This window comes from Arsenophonus apicola (genome assembly GCF_020268605.1).
In the GTDB taxonomy this organism is placed as follows: Bacteria; Pseudomonadota; Gammaproteobacteria; order Enterobacterales; family Enterobacteriaceae; genus Arsenophonus; species Arsenophonus apicola.
The window spans coordinates 47,236-72,796 of the sequence record NZ_CP084223.1 but is presented as its reverse complement, the minus strand read 5'-3'; the positions used below and the strand labels follow the sequence as shown (position 1 = coordinate 72,796).

The following is a 25,561-nucleotide window of genomic DNA, read 5'->3' as shown; positions in this document are numbered from 1 at the left end:
TTTACCCTCCAAACTGATAGTTGCTCATCAACCGGTCAGACAACCCTGATGAGAGTTGCTGACGTAAATAGTGCAAATTGCGCTCAAGCTCCAGCAGATGATTTTGATTAATCCGCATTTTGGTTAAGCGCTGCGCCATTTTCTCGCGCACGGTTTTCAGGCTATTTTGAAACTGTTTGTTTTCTTCTTCGGTATTCAGGCTCCCCGCACCTGCCACCTCCACTAAATCAATCAGACCGTCGATATAGCTCACCACCATGTCACTGGCGATGTACTCAGCCAATGACGTCACCATTGACTCATCGAGGCTTAATGAGGCACTGTCAATCACGTAGCGCAGGATTTGGACGCGGGTACTGCCAATCAAGGCCGTTTCCTTATCGGTTAACGCCGCATCGGTGGTGGATTTTTTAAACAGGCTTGACAACAACTTCTGGATTTGTGCTATCATGCTCTTGTTGGTCGGCACGGTGATTTTGCTTTTGGTCGGTTTCAGGCACTGGGTAACGCTATCACAACGATAGACTTCTGTTATGCCACCTTTTAGAATTGTGTTCATCACACCATCATTCGCTCCGAGCCCTGGCAAGATTGATAACTCTCCCTGATTGCCATAAATTACCGTGCCGACCAGCGACATCATCAACTCCTTTAATTCCCTGTCACTACTTATAAACTGATTAATTTTTTCAAACGCACTCCAGGTTAAGTTGCGATTGCGCGGGATCCGCCTTTTCTCTTCGTCATTGGCATGGTTAAACACTTTGTTGGTTTCATTGCCCACGCCACAGCCTTGACGGGAGGCTGCCCAATCGGCAAAAACACTGTGGTTACCGGCGATATCCTGACAGATGTGCTGGCTGGCCGCTTGTGATTTTGGCCATAGCCCGCCGACAATCCCTTGCGCCGCCTGACAGGTGGAGATATTGGTGTTGTTAATATCGGTCGCCAGCTTTTGCAGATAATCCTTGACCGCTTTCGCTTGCGGCAGTGCGGCTTCTAACGCCAGGTCAAAGGCGTAACCGGCGGCGTTGCTTAAAATCTGTTTGGCCATCACTTTTATCTGGTCAGAGTTAATAAAACTAAATGACCCCAGATAGGCATCAATGCCGCCGCAACCGGCTTTAACATCGGGCAAGGTGACCGAGATAAGCTGGATTTGCCTGACGGGATTGCGCAGAAACAGCGAGCCACCGGTGAGATAACCGGCTGCCTGTCCTTGCCACGCCGCAGCTTGGGTGACATTTGCGCCACTGCCGCTATTGAGCTCCTGAAAAAAATTGTTTAAATCTTCATTGATACCCGCATGCGTTGTGGTACAAAACAGCATCAGGGCAATTATTGGATTGCGGTTTTTCATTGCAAGACCCCCAGTTTTTCGGCAAGCCCAAAAGATTGCTCCAGTCGGTTAACGAACATTTCTGCGCTCAGCATGCCTTGCGAAACCGGAATAGCGACCAGCGTTTGGGTGTTAACAATAAAATCGGTGGGCGTCACCTGCGGTAATTCAGGGAAAAACTCACTTATCACATCCGGGGTGACCGGTAATACGTTACGAAAGGTGCTATCGCCCAGTCCGTCAAAACTGTAGACAAAAACTGGAATACCCAGTTGCTGCGCGGTGGCATTCAGAATGGGATTAAACTGCTGGCAATACTGGCAATCGGATTTCATAAAATGCACGATTTGCCAATCGGTGATATTAAGCACCTGACCGGTTGATAAGCGAAAGGTCTGGTGCTTCGTTTTTGCGCTATTCGCTGTTGTTTTGTGTCATTCATGGCTACAGTCTTGTGCTTTTCGAGTGCGGCGATTTCATCGAGCGTATTGGCGGCGATCGGTAATGTCAGCATCAGTAACAGAAGTGAAAGTATGTATTTCATCGTTAATCCCTCGGCGCAAAATCAGTGACGCGGTTTAATAGGCGTTTCGCTAAGTCATCCTGACTGATAAAACCATAAGCCAGTGGATGGTAGCTGCCCGTGCTCGGGTCAACCAGAAAGAGCGCAGGGAAATAGCGAATTTGCATTTTTGCCGCCTGTCCTCGGTCTTTCTGGCTGTTAGGTAACTCAGGGGTTATCACTCCATCGACACTGATGGGCATCACCGCCATCTGATATTGCTGGGCAAATTCCCGCACCACTTGGGCGAGTTTGTTGTCTAACGGTACCTTGCCGCGATAGAAGAAAAAGACCCCGTAGCGTTCATTGACGGCTTTAATGGCAGCAGTTTGTGCTTTACGTTCGTTCGCGTAAGACAGGGTTGCCGTGGCGTTATAATGGGAATGCCGGTTGTTGTAATCGAGTTCCGGTTTCAGTAGTAGTACCTTCTGCCAGGTGGCTGAAAACTGACTGGCGTTATCCGACCAGTAATTTTGAAACGCTATCCAGCGCGCCACTTTCTCCGGCGATTTCGGGTCGAGCACCGCGGCATTGCGTAATTCATCGCCAATGGCTTTGATTTTTTGCATGGTTTCCACGGCTGAGGGTGGTTTTGACTGGGATTGTTGTTCTTCCGGCGCTTCCTGCTGTGGCGCAGGTTCGTTATACCAATGCCAACCGACCGCAGGGGAGTAGTGATAGCCATCATCAATTTTTGCGATAGATGAAAACGATAGCAACAAAAGACAAACAGATAGGTTTTTCATCATCAACCCCCTGACAATTCATTCTTGATCTGCTGGCTGATTTTCTCAGTGAGCTTTTTGCTATCCGGTAGTTTTGTCTGGCTATTGAGTTCGTCATAAAACTCGGTGAAATCGAGCGTATCAAATTTCACCCGTTGCAACTCATCAATGGTTAGTCCGCGACAATCTGGATGTTTAGCACTACCAAATCCCACGCCCAGTTGACCTCCTCTCCCTTGTGCCTGCACAATTTGCGCGAGCTTACTGTCAAACACGCAATAGCTGTGCTTTTACGCAAACAAACGCCTGACACGTCTTCAGCGCAAAACTCCCCCACATCAATCACCAATCCTTTTTCTTTGGCTTTGCCTATTGCTTTTTCTTCACTGTCACAACTGGCAAGACCAATATCATGCCCCCAACCGCTGCTTTTGCAGCAATTGCTAAAACCAATCGCCGTTTTACGGCACGCCATCGGTTTACCGGTAAACGCACTGATATTTTTGCCATCCCCACTGATGTCTTTACCGGCTTTCGCAAGTGCGGCTAATTGCGATACCGCTTCGCCAAAGTCATTATTTTTGCCCGAGGCAATGGCGGCACATTTGCCGTCCGAGCAGTAGAATTTACCGCCACAGAGAAACCCTTCCCCCTGCGTGGTTTGTTGACACTGGAATTTCACCGATTCCTTGACGCATAAATTGCCGATTTTCTGCAAACACTGGCGCGACCCTTCGCTGCAATTAGGGTCTTTTTCCCAACGACCACAGGTATTATCATCCCGTTCAGAGACCACCCACTCCTCGGATCCTTGCCAGCAAGGTAACGTGACAGGATAACGTTTGCCGCCTTTAACGACATAACGGGTTTCGCCTTTTTGGCTGCACCAGGCTTTTGTTTTGACCGCATTGCCTTTATCAATAGGGCAGTTCGCTGTCCAAACGACTTTTGGATGCCAGATTGTCTCGCTCACCTTTAGGGTAAAACGTAAGGTAACCGGCGCCCCTTGGCGAAACTCATATTTTCCATATCGACTCTCCTCGTTATGTGAAAACCGAATGGGCTGACCTTTAACCCATTCTCGGGTTTTAATGTTAAGCGGATTTTCCACAGAACGGCTGCCTTTAATCGCATAAGTAAACCGTGCACCTAATCCCTCTACTTCAATATAATCATCCATATAACCACCCCTGTAGGCGTAGGTCGCTTTTTCAATCGTACCACTCACATCGGGTGTAATTGTTACGACAATCCTACTCCCTTCTTTACGATAAGGTTGGCGGTTTAAGGGATACTCTCGGGTAACCCGCTTTGTTTTCGTTTCGCTCGTCCATGCAACGCTGGCCGTGTTGGCACAGGTACTGACAATGGTTTTTCCCCGTTCGCAGACATGCTCTTTAAATGTCGATTGGCTAATGCTTTTTTTACTGCACTGCTCAGCACTGCCTGCGGTAATCCCTTCGGCATTTTCCTGAATGGTTTGGCTGTTTTTTACCATGTCCGATTGCCAGTCGATTTTATCCTTTGGATTATTGATATAGGTTTCCCGGACGAGCTTGCCTAATTCACTTTCACCCAGGGACTGATTGGCAGCATTGCCTATTTTCGATGCATCTTGATAGAAATCTACCTCATTGGGGTTAGGCGTAAAATTAGGTAATTCCTTTTGTGGCTGAAAATTCGTTAGCGCAGATTCCGTCTGCTTTTGCGTTTGTTCAGCCAGGTCATAACCTTCTTTCGCGGCACTATCCATCTCGTTGGCAAACGCCGATATCGCAAACATCAAAAGTGGCACGGTCAGTATTTTATTCATCACGGCACGCTCCATGACGACTGATTTGCGTTAATCCTTCATCCAGCGCCACTGAGCCATACACGACATCAAACGTGTTGCCACAGCGTTTAACCAGCGCAGGAACCTGAGTAATGCCATAGTAGTCAAAGCGCAGCGGATCAATCTGAATGCCGGCTACCTGATATTTTTGTATTAGATTAAGTAAGTAGTAGGCGGTTTTTTCCATACTGTTGTCAATCAGGCCATTAAAATAGACTGGAATTCCTTTTGTCTGTGCCGATTTTAATAATGTCACTAGCGTTTTTTCTGGAATGCTGGATGATAAAAAATAGGCGGTTTCTTGGGTAATACCTTCTAACGGCATCCCTTCCTCTGCCGGTGTAGCGACTGATATCAATAAAATTAACAGGGAGAGTAAGGTGAATTTTTGCATCGTTATTTTCCTAAAGCACCACACAGTTGCGTTTTTTCCACACCAGATAGCCGTAGTTCTTTTTAGTGTTGGGCATTTCTTTACCGGTTTGCCAGCGAATGACATTGCGACCGGTGGGATGACACTGATTGGCATCCGGCACGGGATTGACCATCTGATAACGGTAACGGCTTTTAGGCATAATTACGGTCGGGTATTCCTGACACACCGCCTTATTTTCGCCAATCGTGTCCCAAATCATACCTTGGCGATGTAACTTAAAATTCATCCGCTCAGTGAGTAATAACGCACTATTAATGCCACTGCTTTCGGAATAAACCGTCCCCGTGAACGGATACATGGAGCCATGTGAACCCGCGCACCAAAAGAGCGCATCGAGTGGCAAGCGGGCTTCGCTGGCAATCGCATCGGCAGCGCAGGCTAACTGGGCAATACTGTTACCAAAAAGCAGCGCCTCTGGATTGGTAAAAAGCGCCAGATTGTCGTCCATCCACATCGGGTCAAGTTCAGAGAGATAGCCAATGTCATATTCCCCACCTTGCATGCATCCAATGGTGGTTAAGATGTTAAGCCAGCTAATCAGCGGATATTTGTACCAGTGCACGTGATACATCCCGCCTGGATTTTCATTCGCGCCTTTGGTGCCTTTTCCCATGCCAATTTGTCCTATCGGAATGGTGAAACCACCCATATTGACCATACACATCGGTGAGCGCGTCACATCGGTCATGGCAAACGGCTCCCAGAAGCCTATCGCCAGGCCGATGCGCTGAAATAACGGCGGTGGTGCAGGACATAACTGAATCGGTGAGGAGGGATTGCGTGTATCCGGTAGACTACTGCTATTTAAACTGATGTCACCAAGGCTGATTGGAAACAGACAACGCCAGCAGATATCGGTAATGGGATTAACCCAGCGACCCTCACACAACGACGCTTTCGCCGACAGCATCGGATTGAGGAGCAAAACCGTGAAAAATAAGCTCAAGAGTATTGATTTCACAAAGACGTTCATTTCACCGCCACCTCAGTTATCCGTAGTAAGGAATGATTTGGCATTTCATCCACGACACTGGGCAATCGTTCAATACCAAACCGGTTAACCAAAACGCCACCCTGGTCAAAGTAGATACGCTGATTTAAGGCATCCGACGTGGTTTTTATATTTCCGTTCACCAAAATAATTTTTTTGATGGCGGTCGTCGGTTTTTGCGCGGCGACCCAGGTAAGCTGTTTTTCATCATCGCCATCGATGAAATAAAGCGTTTCATTAAAAGGGGTAATATCAAACGGACTCACCTTCTGCCCTTTGCGCGCAAAAGGGTGCCATTGTGGTCACGAATATCTTTGGTGACGGTAAAACTGGGGTCAAACGTACGGGTAGTATTTTTTACCGCTTTGGTGAGTCCCTGTACCGGTTCAGGACGCTCGGCATTTTTTGTTACCCGCTCCCGCCATTCCTGGTGAATTTTCTCCTCATTGCCTAAAAAAGCACTTTCCACCTGCCCCTCAATTACCGTCAGCAAGTTTTGTTCGGCTATCGCCCACACATCGCCAAACGTGCCGATTTCAGTGGCTAGACTGACCGCGCTGAAACTCATCAACATACCGATGCAAGGCAGCCACTTATTCATGGTTTTTCATCGCCTCGGCAATCTGTTGCTGGATATCAGCCGTTTTATCCACTGCCCCTGCCATCACGGCACTATTGACCAGTATTACAGTGTTACTTTTACTGTTTTTTTCTAGCACCCGTTTTAAGGTGGTGTTATATCGTTCTATCAGCTGGTCTTTTTTCTCATCTGACAAGTCCAGTTTGCTGACCTGCATTAAAAAGCGATCGGTGGTCTTTTTCATATCAAAGGTGATAATGCTCGTCGGCGGACAAAGCCAGTGGTGTACGGACATAATCAGTAGCGTACTGAATAAACTTCCTATGATGAAATTAATGATGGCCGTCTTTTTCATGTGGTTAGGCCTTAGTGACTGGCTTTTTTACGGCTGACAGGTTAGTCATTACGCCTAATAGGGCAAATAAACCTGAAGACACTAATGCCGCTTTTCCTAAAGAAAGAAAAAATATCAGCGCCGAGGGCAGATGGGGATTAACGGCGAACAGCTCAATTTGACTGCTATCCAGCCCGAGACCCCGAGCAGTGAATACCACCATCAGCAATATCATCGCTGACCCGTGCAGCATTTCTAACATCCATTTTAAATAAGCGTTGGGTTTTAACCAGAGGTTATCCCGTCGAGGTTTGGTTGATTTTTCGCGATAAAATTCAATCATCGCTAATCCCAAACAAAAAATACCTATAAGCCAGAGTGACTCAGTAATTCCCCATAAAAACGCGACAACCTGAAGGTCTGGATTTTGTTTTGTCAACTGAATAACGGCGCTCAGCGAACTGCCATCTGCCCCCACCCCAGCGGTATAAAAACAAGACACAAAAGACATAAAAAAAGAAGCAAACATGAAGGTAACCGCTTTCTTTATTGAAGGCGTTTTTGTTAATTCTGTCAGTGATGCCACTATCTTTTGCATTTATTTTCTCCAAAAAAAAGTTAATTGTAAGGTCTTCCTTTTGTGTATCTTTACAATCCCGCTCCATGAGGCAAGTAATGAATTGCCTCAAGCTGATTTAATAAAGACATGAAAAGGCCAGTCATCATGGCAAGGATTGATGCACTATTAAGCAGGATTTGCCTTTTCCTCGTTTTGGTGATGAGCTGAAAAAGGCTGCATATCAATGCAATAAATATCAGCAATATCGCTATCATGTTGTTCAACCACTCCCTCTCTCACGGTTTCACCTGCTTTAATTTCGCTAATAACGCAGGGTCTTTCTGTTGCGCCATTTCAAAAATAATGTCATTGATGTTTGCCCCTTCCTTTAGGCGCTTCTCCCGATAGGTGAAGTCATCACCTCGGGAAGAGAAAAGCTCATTACTTAATGGGTCGAGCACTAATCGATGAAAGCTGCTGTAACCGCCAACGCTTAAATGCACGGCACTAAATCCGGCACGGCTGGCAGGGGGGAATTTTTGAATTAATGCCCATTCCATCTCATTAAAGGTGGAAGGTTCTTCTTTTTGAAAAGAATTAAAGGCTTTTGCATCCTGCATGAGCGTGAATTTAAAACTGCTGTTGTCATAAGCGGCCAGTGCTGCCGTACTTAAATTTTTATCGCGGATGCTTTGTGTTACCGTGCCAAAGGAACCATTATGCCGACGGGCTGTACGGTAACCTTCCTCGATGAAATCGCGGACTTTTGGGCTCTTGGCATCCAGCAGTTTCCAGCCTTCATCAATAATGTTCATCTTGCGTAAACTGCGTGGCGTGTTGTACATCAGGTTTTCTGCCCAGAGCATGAGCGTAAATAACACCGCCATCAGTAAATCCCGATTGGCTTTTAAGCCACCGAGCTCGGTGACCACAAAGCGCATATCGGGCTTTAAGGTCGGCTCACTGCTGTTAAAGTATTTGCCGTATATTCCTTTGGTGGTGTATTTGTTTAGCAGTACCAGAATTTCATCAATGCGACCGGTGATACGGCTAGCTTCCTGGATTTTACCGCGATGTTTTTTTAGATAATTAACGACATCATCGATACGCATATCCTGTTTTTTGTCAGGCCAGGATTCCGTAATCGCTTCGAGTATCAGTGATTCATGCACTTCATCCATCAGGCCATTAGGACTGGCAAGAATGCACAACTGGTCACGAATGCGCTCAGCGCTCAAGGTGATATCGGTAATGTTGGCAAACGGATTAAAGCGCAAGGTTTCCCCGTTAATGTAGGTGCCACCCACGCTCTGGCAAAACGCCTTGTAGCTGTCACCGATATCAAAGATGGACAAATAACCCCACTATCCAACACCTGTCTGGCAATCGTTTGTGCCAACACCGATTTCCCCGCACCTGAGGTGCCCGATTCAAACCAGTTAAAATTCGTGTTCGGCAGACTTGCGTCAAAAATATCGAGAAACGCCAGTTGATGGCGGTAACTTGGGAAGACTATCCCTGCCTGACTGAGCTTGTTATCGGCGATAATCGGCATGAGATTGACCGCCTGAAAGGATTCTGCCCGTTGAATAGCACCCGTTTTTAAGAAGTCTTTCCAGAGCTTCGGATTATCGCCCACCGCAAAAGGTAAGTGACCCAGGAAGTTACGCATCTGCATTAAATCGGCTCTGACCATATTAAGCCCCTGCATCGAAAAGGCTTTTTTGGTGCGCTCCGCTTCTTTAGCCGCTTCCTCTTCATCATCACGACAAAAAAGGGTGACGCCGAGGTAATAACCGGACAGTGACGTCGCGGTTGAGAGCAATCCTTCGCGCAAACTTTTCCATTCGGCGTGCTGGCGTTTGGTTGAGGGATATATTTTGCATAAGACGAGGAAACTTTCCGCTCCAAATCCAAGAAATTCTTATTGGCCTCACCCTGACTACGGGACTGGTCTTCGGTTTGAATGATGAAACTCATGACAAATGGGCAACGGATGCCGTTTTGTGGATTAAGCAGATTGGAAATAATATTGCCGTTTTGCCAGAGATAGTGCGCTCTGGGATTGCTGTCGAGGTTAAAATGCATAGCGCGGGTGGAAAACGGTTTGTCTTCTTCATTGCGTCCGGTAATTTCCACATAGCCCGGTTTAAACCAGTAGCAGGTGTTGTTCTGCACAATCTGCTGATTTATATCTTTATCTTCTATCCATTCTGTTGAGTATGGTTTTAATCTTTCCGTATCCGGGTTAATCATTTCGCGCATCATTTGCAAAAAACGGGTGATTGACGCATTATCCGCATGAATATCGGAGGCACTTAGTGCACTTAACAGATTACGGCGGATTTCACGGATTTTGATGATTTCACTTTCCGTTATCCGCTTACATGGCTGGCAGAAGGCAAAAAACAGATGATAGTCTCTGAGTGTCAACGGTAGATTCTGTGGATTAGCAAACTGATGACGCGCCGCATCCAGATAAAACCCCTGCGTAATTTGATTGCATTCATCGGCACGATTGCCCTGCCAGCTAAAATCCCGCAAGCCGGTGGTTAATTTCTCATGCACTGTTTGACTGGACAGCAAAATCACCTGCAGCGGAATATCACGCGGTAAATTGTTCTTAACTAGCTCTTCTAATGATTCGACCAGCTTTTCATTTGCGCCTATTAAGGGTTGCGCTTCCAATAAAAAACCTAATGAGCTTTGGTTGATAAAAAGCTGATGGTCGCCGTCATAATCCCGATAGGGCAATAAGTCGCGCAAATGCGGATAATCCATCGACTCGAGCTTTTTTGCCGTTTCACGGGTGGTGTCTTTTTCCATCAGGGCATTACCCACCAGTTCAATGATTTTCAGTGGATTGACGTGTTTTAACATTACACCTTCTCCACATTTGCCCAGGTGGACGGGGTGGTCACGAAATAAACCACTTCGCCGGCATGGACGACGTCATCCGGTGACACATAAGGGCTATCCAGGCGCGCGTTATCCGCTCCGCTTGCCGAGATGGGGCAGTCACTTCTCCCAGACAAGGACTTGCCGGACACTCTACCCCAGGCTGTACGGTAATATCATTCGTTAGCCAGCGTGATGTAGGTGATTTAACCTTCATTGAGTTTGGATTATTCGCACTTATCGCGTGCTCAGTTAACAATGTTACCGGTGTTTGTGGATTGCTTAACTGAATTAAACGGTAAGCCGATAGATTAAATCCTGTAGCGGACTTGACGACCTCGCCTTTATGTTGGGCGACTGAATCACTGGCGGTATCAGTCATCGCATCGGCTTCACTCATCCAGTAACCCGAATCTTTGGCCGGTTTACCAAATTCAAACTCACTATTCATGCCAGCGCAGCCTGAGAGCAACATAATGCCGGTAATAAGCCCTATACGATATTTCAGCATCATGTTGACTCCTTCTTGTTAGATTTTTCCGGAAAATCCCGACTGCCAACCGCAAAAAACAAAGTATTAAGGTGATAGCCAATGACAGACGAAAAACGGGGGCAAGCCGCTCGACAACGTTATCGAACGTTAAGTACATCGCCTCCGGTTCAATGGGATAACTGATTGCCAGATTTCCACTTAATGCAAAAGCCACCGTGAGCCAGATAAATATTAAGGGAAAATAAAGACTGACATTTATTATCAGTTGTAAGCCCTGCAGGGCGGTTCTTTTACCGATTGACGCCTTTTGTTTAATCGGCAACAACAAGGTGTTTTTTGTGCTCACCACATTAAGTGCTGGATGTTTGATAATGGGTTTCTGTGCTAACGTATTCATGGCTTCACGCCTCCGTTATTTGACGGTGGTTTTGTGGGTGTGACAAAATCAGATATATCCATTGAGGCCGCGCTGCCTAACTGGTTGAGCAACTCCGGCGGAAGATTGGTTTTTAAACTGTTGCCGGCGGTTTTCGCCAGTTGGGTGGGTGACTCAGCCGCTTTTCTTGCTGCCAAATCTTCAATAAATTCGGCTTTAAAGCCTTTTTGGAAAACCACTTCGACGCGATTAGCAGCGCCTATCGGAATAACCGGATGATATTGCTCGGCGCGCTCAATGTAATAATCCGCCAGTTTATTGGCGGCGCTGGAGGCACCACTTCCTAATGCCTGCCTGGCGACTTCCTGCATTGTTGTCTGATGCGCCGCGCCCATTCCCACTGTCGTACTTCCCACTTGTGAAAAAGCGTTTCCTAATCCGCCCAGTGCCCCTGCCCCAAAAGCAAGGCCTAACATAGTGCCATTTCGCATAACAGGTATGCCTTTAATGCCATTTTTGCCATAAAAACCGACATGCCCTTCAACTACCTGGTCAATATGTTTGTTATCAATGACACACGACAGACGCTCGAGTCTCACTTCTGCCCGTTCGCTGGATATTTCTCCCCAAGCCGACGCGGTAACAAAGCAGTGAGTTAATTTGTCGAGCTTTTGGTTGCCAGGTAGATGGGCAAGGCCGGTTAATTTAAACTGCATGGCGACTTTTTTGGTTTCGCCTTTCACTGACGCATTGGCATCCGCGCCTTCCAGTACAATGGCGGTTGAAAATGTCCCTGAGGGGACATAAAAACCGGATGAGATCACGTTTTCTTTTTTTGGATAGCTAAAACGGGTACTTTCAAGTTGGCCTTTCGGTGGCAGGATAGCAATTTGCGAGGAATACCCTGTTTGACTTGCCCCTGGTGTTGGCTGGCTTTCCATCGCTTTTTGATTATTCTGCAAATCAGCTTGAAGCTGACCCATATTGGCCTTCAACTGGCTATTTTCGTTTTTAACCGCATCAAAATCGCGCTTAATGCCCTGAATTTCTTTTAGCAACATATCCATTGTCTGCCGGTTGGCTTTTTCGCTTAACTGGGCATCGGTAACCACATTGCCTTGCACCTTATTGTCAAAGGTGTTAGTGATGGCGCCGGTTAAATCCGGCTCTTGAGTACTGGCATTACCTGATTGCACTGTGCTATCCGAGGCAGTTAGTTCCACACCTGATGCTTGTCTGTTTATCCACCACAGCAGCGTAAAACTCGCCACCACACCGAGGCCAATTGCACTAAATACCAACTTTTGATTTTTGCGAATAAAATGATTGATATTCATTACGGTTTCTCCTTAATCAGAAGAAACAGCGTGACCTGTTCATGCGGTCGTAAGGTATTAACGGTCGGATTAAATGCAATGGCCATCGTTTGCGGAACCCAAAAAACTCGCTCATTTAATTGAATAGGTTGTGAGGTTTTGTTCTCAACATTAACTCGTAGTAACCGAATGTTTTGCCCTGAAAGCTCACATTGTCCCGAAAGCGGAAGTTGGCTAATGCCGAGGCTGACCAGTTGACGTTTACACGACCATTTTTAACAAAACCAGTGGGGATATTGTCGTTCATCGCCGCCGTAAAAGTCCGCGTGATAAACTGACTGTAAGAATCGCTGGTTTTCCCCATTCTTGAGCATTCGCGTCAGCTTTCGCCTCGGCATTCATCACGCTCACATTGATGCCCTGGGATTTTTTGAACGGGGATGGCATTGACGGTAAAACCAAACCCTTTTCGGTTTCGATGTAGAGCGAAAAGGGTGTTGTTTCTTCGGTGGTAAAATCAGTGCCCCGCTGTCAGTGGCTTTTTTATCGGCTAGCTTGCCGGCGGCACTATTGGCTTCCACTATCCGGTCATTCATCACCGCAATCACATTGGGTTCACGATTGCTCACGGAAAGTCGCACCACACTATGAGGGGTAACAGTCAGGTTCTCTGCCCAAATGGATGTGGAAATCAACATAAAACTTAAACAAAAAAGCAGTTTTTTCATGCCGGCAACTCCACAAAATCCGTTAGTTTCAATGCCCCGTCGCGGGTCTCGAGGCGCAAACGATAGTGCTTATCGACCGGCTCCACCGCTTTAATGCCGTAGAAGAAGTGCAATTGGCCGGTAATATCCACCACACCGCTATCGGGACTCACCTTGACCTCCTTCAGATAAAAGGTAGAGCTGGCTTCATTGATAGCCATCCGTTGGCGCTCCTGCGCTAACACGGCAATCAGTTTTTCGCGTAAATGCGTATCACTGTAAGCCAGCAACAAATCATGACTGTCTTTGATGGTTTGCGCGGAGACATTCAGACGCAGGTTAAGCAGACTCAACGCCATCAGACGAAGATAACGGGCATCACCGCGTGTGCCGTGAAAGGAAAAACCTTCGTGGGCAACCATTGGGGTCACAATCGTTTGATGATTATTAACAAGCTGAGAAGTCAATTCCCTGTTTTGCATTAGTAGCCGATAACAAACACCTAAACTTAACACCGTTATCACCACGCAGGTCACGACCCCGATGGCTAATTGTTTTGTGATGACTTCCGCAGTTGATAATCCATGCACGCTCCTCACGCTATCCAGTACCGTTTGAAACTTTCGGGTAAAACAGTGATAAAAAAACGCATGACTGATGTGGGTAACCCCAGTACGCCAGCCCCAACAGATAACTTGACCCTTTGCCCTGCTTAAGCCGGCGAAGCCCAACAAAAGCTATGGCTAAGGCGGGCGCAAATATCCACATATTGACGAAAATCGCACAACCAATAAGCGGCAAGTAAACCACTGCTTCATCGAGAGGCAAGCCCAAAACCGCCGCTGATGTGCGAGTGTCGAGGGGAACTGGTGGCGTGAATTATCCGACATTAAATTAATCCAAAGACCACATTAACAAAGACCAGCACTGCGGCGATGCCACCAAAAACGGCAATATTTTTGGTTTTAACATAAGCGAGAACCGCTGCCAGAATTTCCAGTACGTACAGAATCCAGACTACCGTTGAGCCTTTGCCAAAGGTGCTTTGGATCACCCCTTTGCCATTAACAAACAAATCACCACTTGCCGGCGCATCTGCGAAAGCCTGCATGGCTGGAAATAACATTAACAATCCAAAAACGTCATTGTTAATAACAATTTTTGTTGTTTTAACACCTTACGGATAGCTACCGCACCCGCAGTGAAAGGGTTTTTTAGGCATGAAGTGACCTTGCCGTTCATTTAAGTCTCCTTAAGACGGTTTATTATGAAATTGAATAAAAGCTTAATTAACAAATTAATTGAAATTAAAGCTATTTAATTTAATTAGATTAAAAGTATATTGTTATTTAAGAAATAACATACTCCTTAAATAACCCTAGACTTTAATGATTTATTATGCTAACGCTCTATTATTGCAAATAAAGTTAACCTGAAAATTGAATATTTAATAATTCAATTCACAAACTTATCTTTAATTCTTAAATAAAGTTCCTGGTGATGTTTATGAATTAAATATATTTAATCCAATCAATATATGAATATATAATTATAGTTTTTTAATAAAACAACTTTTAATCTTCAATAATATAATCGCCTTCAAAGCCTATTCTTTTATCCAAAAGAAATCTTCTTGGAAGGTAACGATGAAGATTTTTTATTTCACAAAAATATTGGAAATCATCAAAGTGATTAACTTTAGCTTTTACATACATGCCTGATAATCTATGTTCAATTGTTCTTGGAGAGAGAGATAAAATATTAGCAATTTCTTTTGATTTCATTCCTTGTAATTTCAGAAAAATAATTTCACATTCTTTTTCGGTGAAAAAATCATCAGGCTTACTCAAAAGCAAAGATCCGGGTAACTTTCCTCTTACGAAATCATTAGGTGAATAAACCTCCAGATATTTCCCAGAAGCCGCCATTCCTACACAATTGTTATTTTCATCATAAAAAGGAAATTTTGTTGTTAAATAAGGATAATCAATCGCATCAGGATGAACTTCCAATAAAGATATCGTACATTCTTTATTTGAAACTTCTTTTACTTGATTTTGCCATAATTGTGCTGAGACTTCATTATCAAATAAACTAGCCGGTATTTCACAGTCAATTCTTCCAATTATTTCACTCGCTGATTTTAAACCTACTAATTTAGCTAAATGCGAATTAGCATAAATAAATCGTAGGCTCCCCATTTCCCTAATAAAAAAAGGATAGGGCAAATTATCTAAAGTTTTGGTTAAAATCTTAGGTAAAAATATTTTCTGTTCCATATCTACCTCGTTAAATTTTATTTTAATTAAAATTTAACCTGTACTTTAGTCTAATGAGAAATATAAAGTCAAATTTTGTAAATTTACACTTTACTCATTAAATTCATATAGTTAAATAAATTTAGTGGTCATTAATGAAAAATAGGGTAATTTATACCTATAGAAAAAGGTAAAAAATACCCATTATTTTAAATAAAAATTGATAATTTTATTTAATTACTGATAATTTATTTTTCCTAAATATAATTTTTCGTTAATTCCGTTATATTGAAAATTTGATTTCGTTAACATTAATCTTAATTTGACTACCGCCCTTAACGATCCAACAGTACCTAAATCCAACCGTTGTTGCGCCTCCATTAGTGATTTAACGACACTCCCTATCGAGACACCTCTGATGTCAGCGATTTGATTTTTTGGAATACCTAAAGCATAGAGAAAAACATTTTCTTTTTGAGTGCCGGTAAACTCAGGAAACAAATCTGAAAATAATTCAAAATCATATTGAATTTTAAAATTCATATCCTTCCCCCATTTTTAAAAATCCACATCCCTTATCAATTAAGTCAGCAGGAATATAACGATCAAAGTCTTTTAATTTTCCAAAATGCCTTAACTCACAAGCAGAATGCACATCTGCTCTTCGATAAATGATATGCATTTTATTTTCGACCGTTGACCTCGAAATACCTAATCTTTTAGCAATTTCCTTACTGTTTAAACGGTGCATCATGAAAAAAACCATTTTCCATTCTTTATCATTAAATAGTTTGTCAGGTTTTTCAGCATTAACTGAATAAGGATGTACGCTATCGACATATTCCAGCGGTGATAAAAACAGAAATTTATGAGCGAAAAAGAGAGTCCCAAGATACTTGTTATCATGGCAAAAAAGGGGCAGGAAATGGAATTGCCAGATTTTACACGTGTTGTGGCAATCAGAAGATAAATCGCAGATTATGAAAAATGGCGATTTTTGAATATGAATATCATCTAATAGGTGTCTCATTTCTGTTCTAAGGCGCAGCAAATATAACAAGTCTTTCATTTTGACATTAGCACTAACCTCCCTTTTGTTATCTATGAAACCACAGGGAACAGGGCTGCTCAAAAGGAATTTAATCATCTCGGAGTTCATACCCTACCCCCAACGCTATTAAGAATTCTGGCACGCTGACGAAGGGTTAAATTGCGGGACAAACGGGAAAACAATACGATTGTATGTTTCGGTGCTTCACAGACGAGCACTCGGAAGGTACTATTGTTCATAGCTCAACTCCTACTTGGTTAGGTTTTGGGTTAGCTCTGCGTTAGTGTTGTCGCACTGACGTGGAGCGGTTTTAAATTATCTGCTGTTCTTCTTTAACCAACTTTTAATGAGATCTTTTAATACAGTCGACATATCAACCCTATTTTTAAGACATTGAATTTTAAAATTAGTATGCAAATCCTCGTCAATAATAAATTGAATTCTCTTATCTCTATGTTTTTTATTATTCAATATTTTATTTAAATCAGTATGTTCCCCAAACTCCATTACGGATTTTTCTTGGCTTTGCTTTTTTAATGTCATGATAATCTCACTAAAAAACAATATGATGATATACTTATAAAAGCATATTATCATATTATCATATTAATTATTTCTTGAGTAATAATTTCTGTTTCTCCGATTGCTTTCATATCCTTGCTATCAAAGATAGTTTCACCATTAATTAATGTTTTAATATAAGATTGCCTGCTAGTAAAACCTGTTCTTAATTTAGTATATTTAGTGCTATTAATACTTAATTTTAATACATCTAACATATTTGCATTATTAACAATCCTAGTTATAAGAAAACACGCTGGAACCTTACGACTAAACTCTTGAGCTTCCAAAACATCTATAACACTTCCTGCCGCGCTAAAATCTAATGGGGAAGGTGAAACTGGTATTATAACCAAATCGCTTACCATTACAGCCGCTGAAGTAATAACCGACAAAGAACCCGCTCCATCAATAATAATGTAATCATATTCATTTAATTCTTTTCTAACTTGATAAACATCTTTCTCATTTTCTGATGTATATAAATCAAAAGTAGCTTTTTGTAATTTATTCCAATTAGTTAAACTCCTCTGAGGATCTGTATCCACTACAGCAACATTTATCTTTTGTCTCGATAAACAAGTAGCAATATTAATAGTTGCTGTAGTCTTTCCTGTGCCGCCTTTAGGGTTTAATAGCGAGATAACTTTCATGGCTACCTTACTTTTAACATTACAATAAAAAATAATTATATCATCATAAGATAAAAAAACAATATTACTATATCACAAAAAACCCATATCATCATAAGCCAATAAAATGATATTGTCATATAATTAAAAGCTTATATCATGATATAATCAAAAAATAACTATCTATCCAATAATGATTTTTTCATTTTAAAAATCTCTTTCTTTCCTTTCTCTCTCTTGCGCGACGCTTCGACTTTAGGACAATTTTGATTACGATTTTTAAAAGTCACTTTATCGGTAACTGGATCAAAGAGAACTTCATAGTCGGGGAGATCATTTGTTTTGGCTAATTGTTTTAGATTATGTCTAAACATTTTCAACAGGGCAGTGCTCCCTGTTTTTGAATGTAATTTTCCAAGTGAAATATTGAATTCATGTTGATTTCCGCAATGCTTACGCGCTATTTCATATAATCTTCGATCTATCGCTTTTCGGATCCGAAAATAGTCAGGACTTATTTTAATTATTTTTTTTCTGTACAATGCTTGATACAACCAATCGGGTAGGGTAACTTCCACCATGCCAATATCGAGCTTACCTTTTTGTTCTTCAATAATCCTGGCACTATCTATTAATCCAAATAAACAAGTTTCTTGTTTGTCATCGAAATAACTAATATTAGTTTCAATTACGGTTCCTTTTAAACGATTTAGTGCTTTTCTCAACTCTTTATAAGCAACTCCACTTGTACTCCTGTTTGTTGTAACAAAAAAATCATAAGGGGTAAAAGCTACTGTTCGACTAATATCCTGATTATTATTAATAGCTTCTTGTAACTTCGATATTGCATATATCCAGATATCTTTATCAAACACTGTTGCCAAACCAATTTCAGCAGAAGATCTAACAGTAACTGTTACATTGCCATTTTTGTATTTTCTAACTTTTGTATCACCGCCTTTTAATGCAAAGAAAGGATGCTCCATACTCGCTATTTCGTCACGAAAACTAAAAATATCAATATCGTCAGCGATAAAAAACTCAAGTTTTGTATGTTTATGGGGGCGTAAGGTTTTCAAATTGTTTTTTCTCGTTTTCGTTGTAAGATCAGTCATAGCCTTAATCCTAGTATGTTTAGGGTTATTGGTGAGAGTTGCTGAATTGTTTGCGCAATTCAGCACCTCGTTTTCGTAATTTAAAAACCATATTTTATGAAACATATCGTAATTTAGATACAAAAATATCGTAATTTAAAAACTAATCCTATAGTTATAGGATAAAAAATAAAAAATTCACCTGTTAATAAGTTATTTCATGAAGCGTAATTTAAAAACCAACTATCGTAATTTAAAAACCAACTATCGTAATTTAAAAACCAACTATCGTAATTTAAAAACCAACTAAGGTTAAATTATTAAAAAAAACAAATTCTTGCTTTAGATTTTCTCCCTTTAACTTATTTAACTTATACATAACTATATTTAACCGGAAATTTTTCCCCATTCTCTGTGGATAACTTTTCTGACGAAAGTGGTATAACCACTACAAGATATTCATTGGCCTTAGATATTTTCATTTGATGATTATTTAACCAAATGGTGGCATGATTTCTTTGCACGTTAAGGTGAAATTCCGCTTCCTCGCCCGTTCACTCGCGTTGCTCGGTCACTTGGCTGCGGCGAGCGTTTGGGATTAATTTTTTAAATAGATTTTTAAGTTAATTAACAGTCAACCATTGCACAACAGTGTCACTACCGCTAGCATAACTAGGATTAACGTAATCTATTCATTTAGGTGCAACATGAATAAAACAGAACTCATCAACCAAATTGCTGCAAAAGCCGATTTGACCAAAAAAGATTCAGAGAAAGCGCTTAATGCTTTCATTGAAGTCATCACCGAGTCTTTAAAATCGGGTAACAGCGTACAGCTCGTTGGCTTTGGGAGTTTTCAGGTTAAGACTCGAGCGGCAAGAGAAGGTCTCCATCCGCAAACAGGCAAGGCAATTAAAATTGCTGCTTCGAATATACCGAGTTTTAAAGCAGGTCAAAAGTTAAAAGATGCAGTTAAATGAACAAAACAGATAACGCATTGGGAGTTAAGTCTTTTTTAGTTTTGATACTAATAATCAAAGTTCTTCAAAATTCTTCAATACCTACGATGAAGCAGCCGATTATTGCATTGATAACGGAATTTCAACGTTTTTAGAGGTTGGGGATTTTGAGTACAAAAAATCAGAAGAAATTTCCATAAAACCAAAAAATTTTTATTTTGTTCCTAAAAATTCAGACTCAATATATGTTGTTGATGTTAATGATTTTGAAGAGATTTGCGAAAGCATGACAACCGGAAAAATTTTTATAAACACTAATTCCAATACCATTAATTAAAAAAACACCCCTACCGGAGACCTGATAGGGGGGTGACTTACGAAGCTCTATTAACTCATGTTTGATATCTTGCTTGAAAACATTTCCACCTTCAAATTTAATCTGTTTTTGCCATAATTCAACTCTAAAATTGCAATTAGTGAACAAAATTTGAAATCTTCTGTAAAGTGGATAAATGTTTAGTATTCTGGAAATATTCGATAACGACGTAAGTATGCCATGTTATTATTATGGCGTTGTCCGTTAATCAACGGCAATATTTTCCCTGGTGTTGGCCAGCTATCCGCTGGTCTTTTTTAAGGGAATAACGTCCAACATTCATTAGATTAATATCATGAGTAAAAAATTCACCCCAACGCCCCACGACAGTCTATTCAAGCAGTTTTTAAGTGAAAAAGAGACGGCAAAAGATTTCTTTACTGTCTGGCTACCTGATGAGATTAAATCACTTTGTGACTTAGATAGTCTCAAAGTGGAATCAGGCTCATTTATCGATAGTGAGATGAAAAACTATCAAAGTGATATTTTGTACTCCGTTAAAACAGAAAAAGGAAAAGGCTATTTCTATCTCCTGATTGAAGCTCAATCATCACCCGATAAGCTGATGGCTTGGCGACTGATGCGCTATAGCATGGCTGCAATGCAAAAACATTTAGACGCTGGCCACAAAAAGTTACCACTCGTTTTTCCTATCCTGTTTTACACAGGTGAAAAGAGTCCTTATCCCTATAGTACAGATTGGTTTGACTGTTTTAGTGGGCGGGATATTGCCGAAAAGATTTATACCAAGCCGTTTAAGTTAGTTGATGTCACCACACTTGATGACGGTGAAATTATGCAGCACAAACGAATGGCTTTGTTGACCTTTATCCAGAAGCACATTCGCCGACGGGATATGACAGAGCTTTTGAATGAAATTGTCAAATTATTATCGTATAATTATTACTCCGATAATCAGGTGATAACGTTGTTTAATTACCTCATACAGGAAGGGAATGCAAAAAGACCAATGGAATTTATCACTGAAATAGCAAAACAATCAGAAAAACACGAAGGAGCACTTATGACAATTGCTCAACAAATTGAACAAATGGGTATTCAAAAAGGCATCCAGAAAGGCAAGCTGGAAGGCCTTCAGGAAGGCGAAAAACAGGCCTCCCTAAAGATTGCACGTCAAATGCTGGAAAGCGGCATGGACAGACAATCGGTGATGAAATTCACAAGCCTTACGGATTCTGAGTTAAAAAACCTGTTCAAAGACTAAAATGACCGCGCGGCAGAAATTAACTCTCAATCGCCCTAGACGGGCTTCAGAAGAAACGACACCCAAATCCTCACCGGTTTACCGAAAAAAGGTCTGGGTGAATCCTACGCCCAAAAAACAGGTGAAAAAACCAAAACCACAAAAGCCTGTTAAGCCAGTGACCCAAAAGCGGGTTGAAAAGCCTCAACCTGTTGTTAAGGTTAAAATCCCAAAACCGCCCAGGCAACCAAAAAAACGGTTGCCGCTAGATGAAGCAATTTCCCAAATCAGCCTCTTTTGGCCAGCCCTGTTTCCTGAACAACAGCTGAGACCGATGAAAATTGGCATCCGGCAAGCTATGTGGCAGGAAGTGAATGAGAAGGGGTTACCGCTCACTAAAAAACGGTTAAAAGCCTGTCTAAATAGCATTGGCCACCACGTCGATTATCGCGCCCTTATCCAGTTAGGCGCTAATCGTTATGACAAAGACGGACAGGTGGCAGGAGAGGTTACCCAGGCAGATGTTGAGGATAACCTAAAGCGTTTGGACAGACTTAATAAATCGCTTCAACAACCTACTGATGGTTATGTTAGTCTGGCGTTGGGAAAATGATGCTCGCTGGTATGAAGCGGAACTCTGTTATGATTTATTTGGTGATTTATTGCTTATTCAGCGTTGGGGAGGATTAGGTAATCATCTTCATGGACAAAAAACCGAAATCGTTTCTGAAATATTTACCGGTATTGCTAAACTTCATGCTATTGATAGACAGCGAAGGAAAAGAAAAAACCCTTATCATCGTATAAAATAACCTTATATCAAATCTATTATTGAACGCTTTAACAAACGATGACAAAACAAGAACTCTCTACCTTGAATATGGCGGGCTTTATCAAAAGTCAAACCCTAATACTCTTGGATAAGCTCAATCAGCTTAATCTGGATGACTGTGCAGATGAGTGCGAAGAATTACATGAAATGGCAGAGGCGCTTTATCTGCATTTGCAGCGAAGATTGGAAAATTAATCACCCCAACGAAAAAATTGACCTTTTTGGAGTGATTAATGTTTAATTGAATCATGATTTTGTGTTTTCAGCGATTTCTTTAAGTTTGGCATAAATGTTAAATAATAAAATAATTAATTCACAAGAAACCCGAACGCTAATAATGCCGATAACGATTATGGCTAAGCCACCAATGAGACTGGAGAAAAACTCCGAATAACTCCCGGCAATAATAGCCGCAATGCCAGAAAATAAAACAGCGATAATCCCAAGCCAATAAAAAACAATTATAATCTTAGGGGTTATCATTTCATCTAATCTTAATAAAGATTTCAACATAGTTATTTCCTTTTTAATTCTGTTAAATTCATTAGTGAATTGTAAGATTCAAATTTCATTTATTCCACCGAGTGGATTTAGATTTTAATCCCTCTTATTTTTTCTAATTTTAATTTTTTATATTTTTGATAAATCAAATTTGCATATCGATAACGATTTTTAATCGATGTGTTATTATTTCGCATGCCGGCATTATACATTCCTACGGATTGCCAGTTTTTACCAAACCTGACAAAATTTCGATTTAAAATCATGGCACCAATATGAATATTCAGACATGGATTATTTACTAATTTATTTTCTGTTAAAGCCGGATATTCTTTTTTAATTGATTTAAATGTTTTGGTGTTAATTTGCATGATTCCTAAATCAAGGGAGCTATCTTTATTTTTGTTTTTTGCGTTTGGATTGAAATTAGATTCCTGCCATGCAATGGCTCTTAAATAATCGGGGTCGAGATGATAATAACTTCCCGCTTTATCAAAACAATCGGCAAAAGCTAATTTTGAGATAACAAGAAAAAATAATAACATTAATTTTTTAATTTTCATCACCCATCTCTTTTAATTAAAAACAAGACAATTCGGCATATTGTCGCCCCTATGAGGCAAAAGGATTTTTAAAAGATATTCCAATAAAGACTCCCAATGTTACCTCACCAAATCCGCTTTTTCCACCACTAACTTACACACCACACGCAAAATGTTTATTTTGTTTTAAATGTATGAAATAGTGTAATTTTTTAGTTAATTATATATTTTTATTTACTAAATTTAGATTCTTATAAGATTCCATTAAGCATCTTTATAGCATCTCTATGTTTTATATATATTTTACCTTAAAAGAATCTTATGAGATTCCATTGAGATTCTTAAGGGATTCTTTTGTTTTTTATTAAAATGCTGATTTTATTGTATAAATAATCTATATTAAAAAATAGATTCTATATAGACTCTGATTAGAATCTATAAAGATTCTTTATAAAAATGTATTTTAATGTAAAATAATAGTCATTGTGTAATTTAATCATTAAGGTTTTGCATGGGAAATTCTAAAAATAAATATCGCTTATCTTTACCTATACCTGATTCTATTTTGAAAAAAATAGACGAATTCGTTGAAGATAAACGCGCCGATGGTGAACCTAATTCTACTTCAAATCGTACTGTTATTGCGATGGAAATGTTAAAAATTGGTTGCCTTGTTATGCAAAAAAGAAAAGAGAATAAAAATAATGAAGAACCTCAAATTACGCTAGATGATAAACTTGCTTTAATTGCACAATCTGTTTTAAAGATTGAGTATATGGAAAATCTTTTATTTTATGCAACGAAAAAAAATCAAGAAAAAGCCTTGGTATATATGTCAGATGAAAATCATCAAAAATACCTAGAGGAACTGGAGTATAAGTTAAGTTATTATTTTAAGAGTAAATGAAAAATAACCGATTATAAAACTATAACGATTTATAGTCGGTTTTAATTTTAAAAACTTAATAGGAGTTGGGTGTTGATTAGGCTTGTTCTTTTTCTTGCTTTGAATGGTAATAATATAAGTAAAATAAACCAAAAGGTGCGATAAATATTGAGAATGCCCAACAGATAATCATTGTCATAAATTTTGCTGTCAGCATCCATTTTATTTCAAAATAAAAAATGTGATCGCCTATTATAAATGAAATGATCTGTTCATATACAAATCTTGAGTATGGATAAAGTAATGTATTGATTATAGTCATAATGATTATAGAAGCAGGAATTCCACTAGAGTTATAGTTAACTAGCCAAAAAATTATGACTGATATCAATGCACCAAAGAAGAAATGACGGAAATAGTAACTATTATCTAATCCACCTAATGTTTTCTTTAAAAAATTCATCTGAGAATCCTTTTTTTTGTTTTATGAGGTTCCGGCGTAGAACCCCAAATAAAAATTAAAGTCGATATTAATATTAGTTTATAAGTAAAAATTCACGGCAGTGATTTTTGTACGAAATAGATGTACGTATTATGTGGGTGGGGAGCAGAGGAAGGGGTGCGCTTGGAAAACGGAAAATATCCTACGCTAAGGCTATTTTATGTACAAATTGATATTGTCTAAATTCTTTTACCTATTTAACCACTTCTCTTTCACCTCATCATTGTAAACTCAAAACCTAACCACGCATGACATTTGAGTACACCCCATTGTCACAAGCTAATGGGTTGACATTTTTCTATTAGATCATTACTTATCTGTCATATACATTATGATCACCACTTAAACGTCATCAATGGGTGAAAAATGTACATTCATGGTTATCTCCGCGCATCAACAAAAGAACAGGACGCTCTCCGAGCTAAAAATAGGATGAAAGCTTTCGTTGAAGAAAAAGGGTTTCGCATGGCCAGTTGGTACACTGAAAATGTATCTGGGGCCTCACTCCAACGACCAGAACTTTTACGTTTGCTTGATGATGCAGCATCTGGTGACATTATTCTCATTGAACAGGTTGATCGTCTTTCACGCCTAGATGAAAAGGGTTGGGAAAAATTAAAACGTCTTATCCAGGAAAAAGACCTTATTGTTGTTAGTTTGGATCTTCCAACAAGCCATATAGCTCTGACGTCAAATGTTGGCGATGAGTTTACCTTTGTTATGCTTAAAGCTATTAACGGGATGATGTTAGACATGCTGGCTGCTATCGCTAGAAAAGATTATCTGGATCGTCGCCGCCGACAACAGGAAGGTATAGCAAAAGCTAAGGCGGTAGGTAAATTCAGGGGGCGTCAGGCTGACCATCAATTGCATGAAAAAATCATTGAACTTCGAGTAAATAATAGGCAGAGCATCCGAGATACTGCGAGGTTATGTGGTGTTTCTGAACGAACGGTTATACGCATTGTTAAACAGAAAACATTTTCTTAATAGGCTTATATTTTGAAAATCAG

Annotated in this window: 36 protein-coding genes and 2 pseudogenes; 7 read left to right on the top strand and 31 right to left on the bottom strand. The window is 40.7% G+C overall.

The genetic code is table 11. The annotated features are described in order from the left end of the window. Position 1: 1 nt before the first annotated feature. The 28 genes and pseudogenes from LDL57_RS16015 to LDL57_RS15885 all read right to left on the bottom strand — a co-directional run bounded on the left by LDL57_RS16015 (position 2) and on the right by LDL57_RS15885 (position 18,767). Positions 2-1,360 (bottom strand): conjugal transfer protein TraH, encoded by a 1,359-nt coding sequence (locus LDL57_RS16015; RefSeq protein WP_225507632.1) that lies wholly within the window; start codon positions 1,358-1,360, stop codon positions 2-4. Further along, positions 1,357-1,710, bottom strand: a complete 354-nt coding sequence (traF, locus tag LDL57_RS16010) for a conjugal transfer protein TraF (RefSeq protein WP_225507630.1) — start codon at positions 1,708-1,710, stop codon at positions 1,357-1,359. The genes LDL57_RS16015 and traF (LDL57_RS16010) overlap by 4 nt, the downstream gene beginning before the upstream one ends. Then, positions 1,671-1,883 (bottom strand): hypothetical protein, encoded by a 213-nt coding sequence (locus LDL57_RS16005; protein WP_225507628.1) that lies wholly within the window; start codon positions 1,881-1,883, stop codon positions 1,671-1,673. Before LDL57_RS16005 ends, traF (LDL57_RS16010) begins: the two co-directional genes overlap by 40 nt. 2 nt (positions 1,884-1,885) lie before the next feature. Next, positions 1,886-2,650 carry a type-F conjugative transfer system pilin assembly protein TraF gene (gene traF, locus LDL57_RS16000; protein ID WP_225507626.1) on the bottom strand — a complete coding sequence of 255 codons (765 nt, stop codon included), beginning with the start codon at positions 2,648-2,650 and terminating at the stop codon, positions 1,886-1,888. After that, positions 2,650-3,806: pseudogene (locus LDL57_RS15995) on the bottom strand (conjugal transfer protein TraN). The gene traF (LDL57_RS16000) and the pseudogene LDL57_RS15995 overlap by 1 nt, the downstream one beginning before the upstream one ends. A 625-nt stretch (positions 3,807-4,431) precedes the next feature. After that, positions 4,432-4,854 carry a type-F conjugative transfer system pilin assembly protein TrbC gene (gene trbC, locus LDL57_RS15990; protein WP_225507624.1) on the bottom strand — a complete coding sequence of 141 codons (423 nt, stop codon included), beginning with the start codon at positions 4,852-4,854 and terminating at the stop codon, positions 4,432-4,434. A 10-nt stretch (positions 4,855-4,864) separates the two neighbouring features. Further along, entirely contained in the window at positions 4,865-5,869 is a 1,005-nt protein-coding gene (gene traU, locus LDL57_RS15985; protein WP_375141964.1) for a conjugal transfer pilus assembly protein TraU, read from the bottom strand. Then, positions 5,866-6,153, bottom strand: a complete 288-nt coding sequence (locus LDL57_RS15980) for a hypothetical protein (RefSeq protein ID WP_225507622.1) — start codon at positions 6,151-6,153, stop codon at positions 5,866-5,868. The genes traU and LDL57_RS15980 overlap by 4 nt, the downstream gene beginning before the upstream one ends. After that, entirely contained in the window at positions 6,150-6,488 is a 339-nt protein-coding gene (locus LDL57_RS15975) for a hypothetical protein (RefSeq protein ID WP_225507620.1), read from the bottom strand. Before LDL57_RS15975 ends, LDL57_RS15980 begins: the two co-directional genes overlap by 4 nt. Further along, complete coding sequence (locus LDL57_RS15970) at positions 6,481-6,822, bottom strand: TrbI F-type domain-containing protein (protein WP_225507618.1); 342 nt, start codon at positions 6,820-6,822, stop codon at positions 6,481-6,483. Before LDL57_RS15970 ends, LDL57_RS15975 begins: the two co-directional genes overlap by 8 nt. 4 nt (positions 6,823-6,826) lie before the next feature. Continuing rightward, a complete protein-coding gene (locus LDL57_RS15965; protein ID WP_225507617.1) occupies positions 6,827-7,399 on the bottom strand; it encodes a hypothetical protein in 573 nt (190 codons plus the stop codon). A 257-nt stretch (positions 7,400-7,656) separates the two neighbouring features. Beyond that, the gene (locus tag LDL57_RS15960; protein ID WP_255653924.1) at positions 7,657-8,667 is read right to left on the bottom strand and encodes a TraG/VirB4 family ATPase; all 1,011 of its coding nucleotides are present in this window, start codon (positions 8,665-8,667) and stop codon (positions 7,657-7,659) included. Next, positions 8,595-8,915 (bottom strand): hypothetical protein, encoded by a 321-nt coding sequence (locus LDL57_RS15955; protein WP_225507615.1) that lies wholly within the window; start codon positions 8,913-8,915, stop codon positions 8,595-8,597. The genes LDL57_RS15960 and LDL57_RS15955 overlap by 73 nt, the downstream gene beginning before the upstream one ends. A 144-nt stretch (positions 8,916-9,059) precedes the next feature. Continuing rightward, positions 9,060-10,141 (bottom strand): annotated as a pseudogene (locus tag LDL57_RS15950) (TraC family protein); the annotation flags it as partial. A gap of 136 nt (positions 10,142-10,277) precedes the next feature. Further along, positions 10,278-10,772, bottom strand: coding sequence for a hypothetical protein (locus tag LDL57_RS15945; RefSeq protein ID WP_225507612.1), 495 nt, complete (start codon positions 10,770-10,772; stop codon positions 10,278-10,280). After that, positions 10,702-11,148 (bottom strand): hypothetical protein, encoded by a 447-nt coding sequence (locus LDL57_RS15940; RefSeq protein ID WP_225507610.1) that lies wholly within the window; start codon positions 11,146-11,148, stop codon positions 10,702-10,704. Before LDL57_RS15940 ends, LDL57_RS15945 begins: the two co-directional genes overlap by 71 nt. Continuing rightward, entirely contained in the window at positions 11,145-12,464 is a 1,320-nt protein-coding gene (locus LDL57_RS15935; RefSeq protein ID WP_225507608.1) for a TrbI/VirB10 family protein, read from the bottom strand. The genes LDL57_RS15940 and LDL57_RS15935 overlap by 4 nt, the downstream gene beginning before the upstream one ends. Then, a complete protein-coding gene (locus LDL57_RS18320) occupies positions 12,464-12,682 on the bottom strand; it encodes a hypothetical protein (RefSeq protein WP_445661348.1) in 219 nt (72 codons plus the stop codon). Before LDL57_RS18320 ends, LDL57_RS15935 begins: the two co-directional genes overlap by 1 nt. A 168-nt stretch (positions 12,683-12,850) precedes the next feature. After that, positions 12,851-13,072: a hypothetical protein gene (locus LDL57_RS15930; protein ID WP_225507606.1), complete on the bottom strand. Its 222-nt coding sequence runs from the start codon at positions 13,070-13,072 to the stop codon at positions 12,851-12,853. A 95-nt stretch (positions 13,073-13,167) separates the two neighbouring features. Then, positions 13,168-13,740: a type IV conjugative transfer system protein TraE gene (traE, locus tag LDL57_RS15925; protein ID WP_225507605.1), complete on the bottom strand. Its 573-nt coding sequence runs from the start codon at positions 13,738-13,740 to the stop codon at positions 13,168-13,170. Positions 13,741-13,750: 10 nt separating this feature from the next. Continuing rightward, positions 13,751-13,984, bottom strand: a complete 234-nt coding sequence (traL, locus tag LDL57_RS18220) for a type IV conjugative transfer system protein TraL (RefSeq protein WP_375141963.1) — start codon at positions 13,982-13,984, stop codon at positions 13,751-13,753. Positions 13,985-14,039: 55 nt separating this feature from the next. Beyond that, on the bottom strand, positions 14,040-14,276 hold the full coding sequence (locus tag LDL57_RS15915) for a type IV conjugative transfer system pilin TraA (protein ID WP_255653923.1): 237 nt from the start codon (positions 14,274-14,276) through the stop codon (positions 14,040-14,042). Between the two features lie 448 nt (positions 14,277-14,724). Next, positions 14,725-15,429, bottom strand: a complete 705-nt coding sequence (locus tag LDL57_RS15910) for a PAS and helix-turn-helix domain-containing protein (RefSeq protein WP_225507601.1) — start codon at positions 15,427-15,429, stop codon at positions 14,725-14,727. Positions 15,430-15,645: 216 nt separating this feature from the next. Further along, positions 15,646-15,951, bottom strand: a complete 306-nt coding sequence (locus tag LDL57_RS15905) for a hypothetical protein (protein WP_225507599.1) — start codon at positions 15,949-15,951, stop codon at positions 15,646-15,648. Continuing rightward, a complete protein-coding gene (locus LDL57_RS15900; protein WP_225507598.1) occupies positions 15,941-16,567 on the bottom strand; it encodes a helix-turn-helix transcriptional regulator in 627 nt (208 codons plus the stop codon). Before LDL57_RS15900 ends, LDL57_RS15905 begins: the two co-directional genes overlap by 11 nt. Before the next feature lie 207 nt (positions 16,568-16,774). Next, a complete protein-coding gene (locus LDL57_RS15895) occupies positions 16,775-17,002 on the bottom strand; it encodes a plasmid partition protein ParG (RefSeq protein WP_225507596.1) in 228 nt (75 codons plus the stop codon). Between the two features lie 50 nt (positions 17,003-17,052). Continuing rightward, entirely contained in the window at positions 17,053-17,673 is a 621-nt protein-coding gene (locus LDL57_RS15890; protein WP_225507594.1) for an AAA family ATPase, read from the bottom strand. 158 nt (positions 17,674-17,831) lie between these two features. After that, complete coding sequence (locus LDL57_RS15885; RefSeq protein WP_225507592.1) at positions 17,832-18,767, bottom strand: replication initiator protein A; 936 nt, start codon at positions 18,765-18,767, stop codon at positions 17,832-17,834. Positions 18,768-19,453: 686 nt separating this feature from the next. Between LDL57_RS15885 and hbs the strand changes: the two genes are divergently transcribed. The 5 genes from hbs to LDL57_RS15860 all read left to right on the top strand — a co-directional run bounded on the left by hbs (position 19,454) and on the right by LDL57_RS15860 (position 22,312). Continuing rightward, positions 19,454-19,726 carry a non-specific DNA-binding protein Hbs gene (hbs, locus tag LDL57_RS15880; RefSeq protein ID WP_225507591.1) on the top strand — a complete coding sequence of 91 codons (273 nt, stop codon included), beginning with the start codon at positions 19,454-19,456 and terminating at the stop codon, positions 19,724-19,726. Between the two features lie 650 nt (positions 19,727-20,376). Further along, positions 20,377-21,306, top strand: a complete 930-nt coding sequence (locus tag LDL57_RS15875) for an Rpn family recombination-promoting nuclease/putative transposase (protein ID WP_225507590.1) — start codon at positions 20,377-20,379, stop codon at positions 21,304-21,306. A gap of 1 nt (position 21,307) precedes the next feature. Then, the gene (locus LDL57_RS15870; RefSeq protein WP_225507588.1) at positions 21,308-21,898 is read left to right on the top strand and encodes a ProQ/FINO family protein; all 591 of its coding nucleotides are present in this window, start codon (positions 21,308-21,310) and stop codon (positions 21,896-21,898) included. After that, a complete protein-coding gene (locus tag LDL57_RS15865; protein ID WP_225507586.1) occupies positions 21,873-22,097 on the top strand; it encodes a hypothetical protein in 225 nt (74 codons plus the stop codon). The genes LDL57_RS15870 and LDL57_RS15865 overlap by 26 nt, the downstream gene beginning before the upstream one ends. Positions 22,098-22,135: 38 nt before the next feature. Next, the gene (locus LDL57_RS15860; RefSeq protein ID WP_225507584.1) at positions 22,136-22,312 is read left to right on the top strand and encodes a Rop family plasmid primer RNA-binding protein; all 177 of its coding nucleotides are present in this window, start codon (positions 22,136-22,138) and stop codon (positions 22,310-22,312) included. 51 nt (positions 22,313-22,363) lie between these two features. On the opposite strand, the gene LDL57_RS15855 is transcribed toward LDL57_RS15860, so the two are convergent. Both LDL57_RS15855 and LDL57_RS15850 read right to left on the bottom strand, forming a co-directional pair. Continuing rightward, positions 22,364-22,630 (bottom strand): DUF4282 domain-containing protein, encoded by a 267-nt coding sequence (locus tag LDL57_RS15855; protein WP_225507582.1) that lies wholly within the window; start codon positions 22,628-22,630, stop codon positions 22,364-22,366. 77 nt (positions 22,631-22,707) lie between these two features. Next, positions 22,708-23,181 carry a lytic transglycosylase domain-containing protein gene (locus LDL57_RS15850; RefSeq protein WP_225507580.1) on the bottom strand — a complete coding sequence of 158 codons (474 nt, stop codon included), beginning with the start codon at positions 23,179-23,181 and terminating at the stop codon, positions 22,708-22,710. A gap of 490 nt (positions 23,182-23,671) precedes the next feature. On the opposite strand from LDL57_RS15850, the gene LDL57_RS15845 reads away from it, so the two are divergent. Then, positions 23,672-24,067 carry a relaxosome protein TraM gene (locus LDL57_RS15845; RefSeq protein ID WP_225507578.1) on the top strand — a complete coding sequence of 132 codons (396 nt, stop codon included), beginning with the start codon at positions 23,672-23,674 and terminating at the stop codon, positions 24,065-24,067. Positions 24,068-24,143: 76 nt separating this feature from the next. On the opposite strand, the gene LDL57_RS15840 is transcribed toward LDL57_RS15845, so the two are convergent. Beyond that, positions 24,144-24,509, bottom strand: coding sequence for a hypothetical protein (locus LDL57_RS15840; protein ID WP_225507576.1), 366 nt, complete (start codon positions 24,507-24,509; stop codon positions 24,144-24,146). A gap of 405 nt (positions 24,510-24,914) precedes the next feature. Here LDL57_RS15840 and LDL57_RS15835 point away from each other — a divergent pair, with 405 nt between their 5' ends. Beyond that, complete coding sequence (locus tag LDL57_RS15835) at positions 24,915-25,538, top strand: recombinase family protein (protein ID WP_006663401.1); 624 nt, start codon at positions 24,915-24,917, stop codon at positions 25,536-25,538. Positions 25,539-25,561 lie beyond the last annotated feature (23 nt).

What these genes read in the sequence shown, in the direction of transcription:
- LDL57_RS15890 (WP_225507594.1), bottom strand. Translation starts at nt 17,673, where the DNA reads ATGAAAGTTATCTCGCTATTAAACCCTAAAGGCGGCACAGGAAAGACT.
- LDL57_RS15955 (WP_225507615.1), bottom strand. Translation starts at nt 8,915, where the DNA reads ATGCCGATTATCGCCGATAACAAGCTCAGTCAGGCAGGGATAGTCTTC.
- LDL57_RS15910 (WP_225507601.1), bottom strand. Translation starts at nt 15,429, where the DNA reads ATGGAACAGAAAATATTTTTACCTAAGATTTTAACCAAAACTTTAGAT.
- LDL57_RS15945 (WP_225507612.1), bottom strand. Translation starts at nt 10,772, where the DNA reads ATGATGCTGAAATATCGTATAGGGCTTATTACCGGCATTATGTTGCTC.
- LDL57_RS15870 (WP_225507588.1), top strand. Translation starts at nt 21,308, where the DNA reads ATGACCGCGCGGCAGAAATTAACTCTCAATCGCCCTAGACGGGCTTCA.
- LDL57_RS15840 (WP_225507576.1), bottom strand. Translation starts at nt 24,509, where the DNA reads ATGAATTTTTTAAAGAAAACATTAGGTGGATTAGATAATAGTTACTAT.
- LDL57_RS15850 (WP_225507580.1), bottom strand. Translation starts at nt 23,181, where the DNA reads ATGAAAATTAAAAAATTAATGTTATTATTTTTTCTTGTTATCTCAAAA.
- LDL57_RS15905 (WP_225507599.1), bottom strand. Translation starts at nt 15,951, where the DNA reads ATGAATTTTAAAATTCAATATGATTTTGAATTATTTTCAGATTTGTTT.
- LDL57_RS15855 (WP_225507582.1), bottom strand. Translation starts at nt 22,630, where the DNA reads ATGTTGAAATCTTTATTAAGATTAGATGAAATGATAACCCCTAAGATT.
- LDL57_RS15965 (WP_225507617.1), bottom strand. Translation starts at nt 7,399, where the DNA reads ATGCAAAAGATAGTGGCATCACTGACAGAATTAACAAAAACGCCTTCA.
- LDL57_RS15885 (WP_225507592.1), bottom strand. Translation starts at nt 18,767, where the DNA reads ATGACTGATCTTACAACGAAAACGAGAAAAAACAATTTGAAAACCTTA.
- LDL57_RS15865 (WP_225507586.1), top strand. Translation starts at nt 21,873, where the DNA reads ATGTTAGTCTGGCGTTGGGAAAATGATGCTCGCTGGTATGAAGCGGAA.
- LDL57_RS15845 (WP_225507578.1), top strand. Translation starts at nt 23,672, where the DNA reads ATGGGAAATTCTAAAAATAAATATCGCTTATCTTTACCTATACCTGAT.
- LDL57_RS15835 (WP_006663401.1), top strand. Translation starts at nt 24,915, where the DNA reads ATGTACATTCATGGTTATCTCCGCGCATCAACAAAAGAACAGGACGCT.
- LDL57_RS15935 (WP_225507608.1), bottom strand. Translation starts at nt 12,464, where the DNA reads ATGAATATCAATCATTTTATTCGCAAAAATCAAAAGTTGGTATTTAGT.
- LDL57_RS15895 (WP_225507596.1), bottom strand. Translation starts at nt 17,002, where the DNA reads ATGACATTAAAAAAGCAAAGCCAAGAAAAATCCGTAATGGAGTTTGGG.
- LDL57_RS15915 (WP_255653923.1), bottom strand. Translation starts at nt 14,276, where the DNA reads ATGTTATTTCCAGCCATGCAGGCTTTCGCAGATGCGCCGGCAAGTGGT.
- LDL57_RS15940 (WP_225507610.1), bottom strand. Translation starts at nt 11,148, where the DNA reads ATGAATACGTTAGCACAGAAACCCATTATCAAACATCCAGCACTTAAT.
- LDL57_RS15900 (WP_225507598.1), bottom strand. Translation starts at nt 16,567, where the DNA reads ATGAACTCCGAGATGATTAAATTCCTTTTGAGCAGCCCTGTTCCCTGT.
- traU (WP_375141964.1), bottom strand. Translation starts at nt 5,869, where the DNA reads ATGAACGTCTTTGTGAAATCAATACTCTTGAGCTTATTTTTCACGGTT.
- LDL57_RS16015 (WP_225507632.1), bottom strand. Translation starts at nt 1,360, where the DNA reads ATGAAAAACCGCAATCCAATAATTGCCCTGATGCTGTTTTGTACCACA.
- hbs (WP_225507591.1), top strand. Translation starts at nt 19,454, where the DNA reads ATGAATAAAACAGAACTCATCAACCAAATTGCTGCAAAAGCCGATTTG.
- traF (WP_225507626.1), bottom strand. Translation starts at nt 2,650, where the DNA reads ATGATGAAAAACCTATCTGTTTGTCTTTTGTTGCTATCGTTTTCATCT.
- LDL57_RS15975 (WP_225507620.1), bottom strand. Translation starts at nt 6,488, where the DNA reads ATGAATAAGTGGCTGCCTTGCATCGGTATGTTGATGAGTTTCAGCGCG.
- trbC (WP_225507624.1), bottom strand. Translation starts at nt 4,854, where the DNA reads ATGCAAAAATTCACCTTACTCTCCCTGTTAATTTTATTGATATCAGTC.
- LDL57_RS15875 (WP_225507590.1), top strand. Translation starts at nt 20,377, where the DNA reads ATGAGTAAAAAATTCACCCCAACGCCCCACGACAGTCTATTCAAGCAG.
- LDL57_RS16005 (WP_225507628.1), bottom strand. Translation starts at nt 1,883, where the DNA reads ATGAAATACATACTTTCACTTCTGTTACTGATGCTGACATTACCGATC.
- LDL57_RS15860 (WP_225507584.1), top strand. Translation starts at nt 22,136, where the DNA reads ATGACAAAACAAGAACTCTCTACCTTGAATATGGCGGGCTTTATCAAA.
- LDL57_RS15970 (WP_225507618.1), bottom strand. Translation starts at nt 6,822, where the DNA reads ATGAAAAAGACGGCCATCATTAATTTCATCATAGGAAGTTTATTCAGT.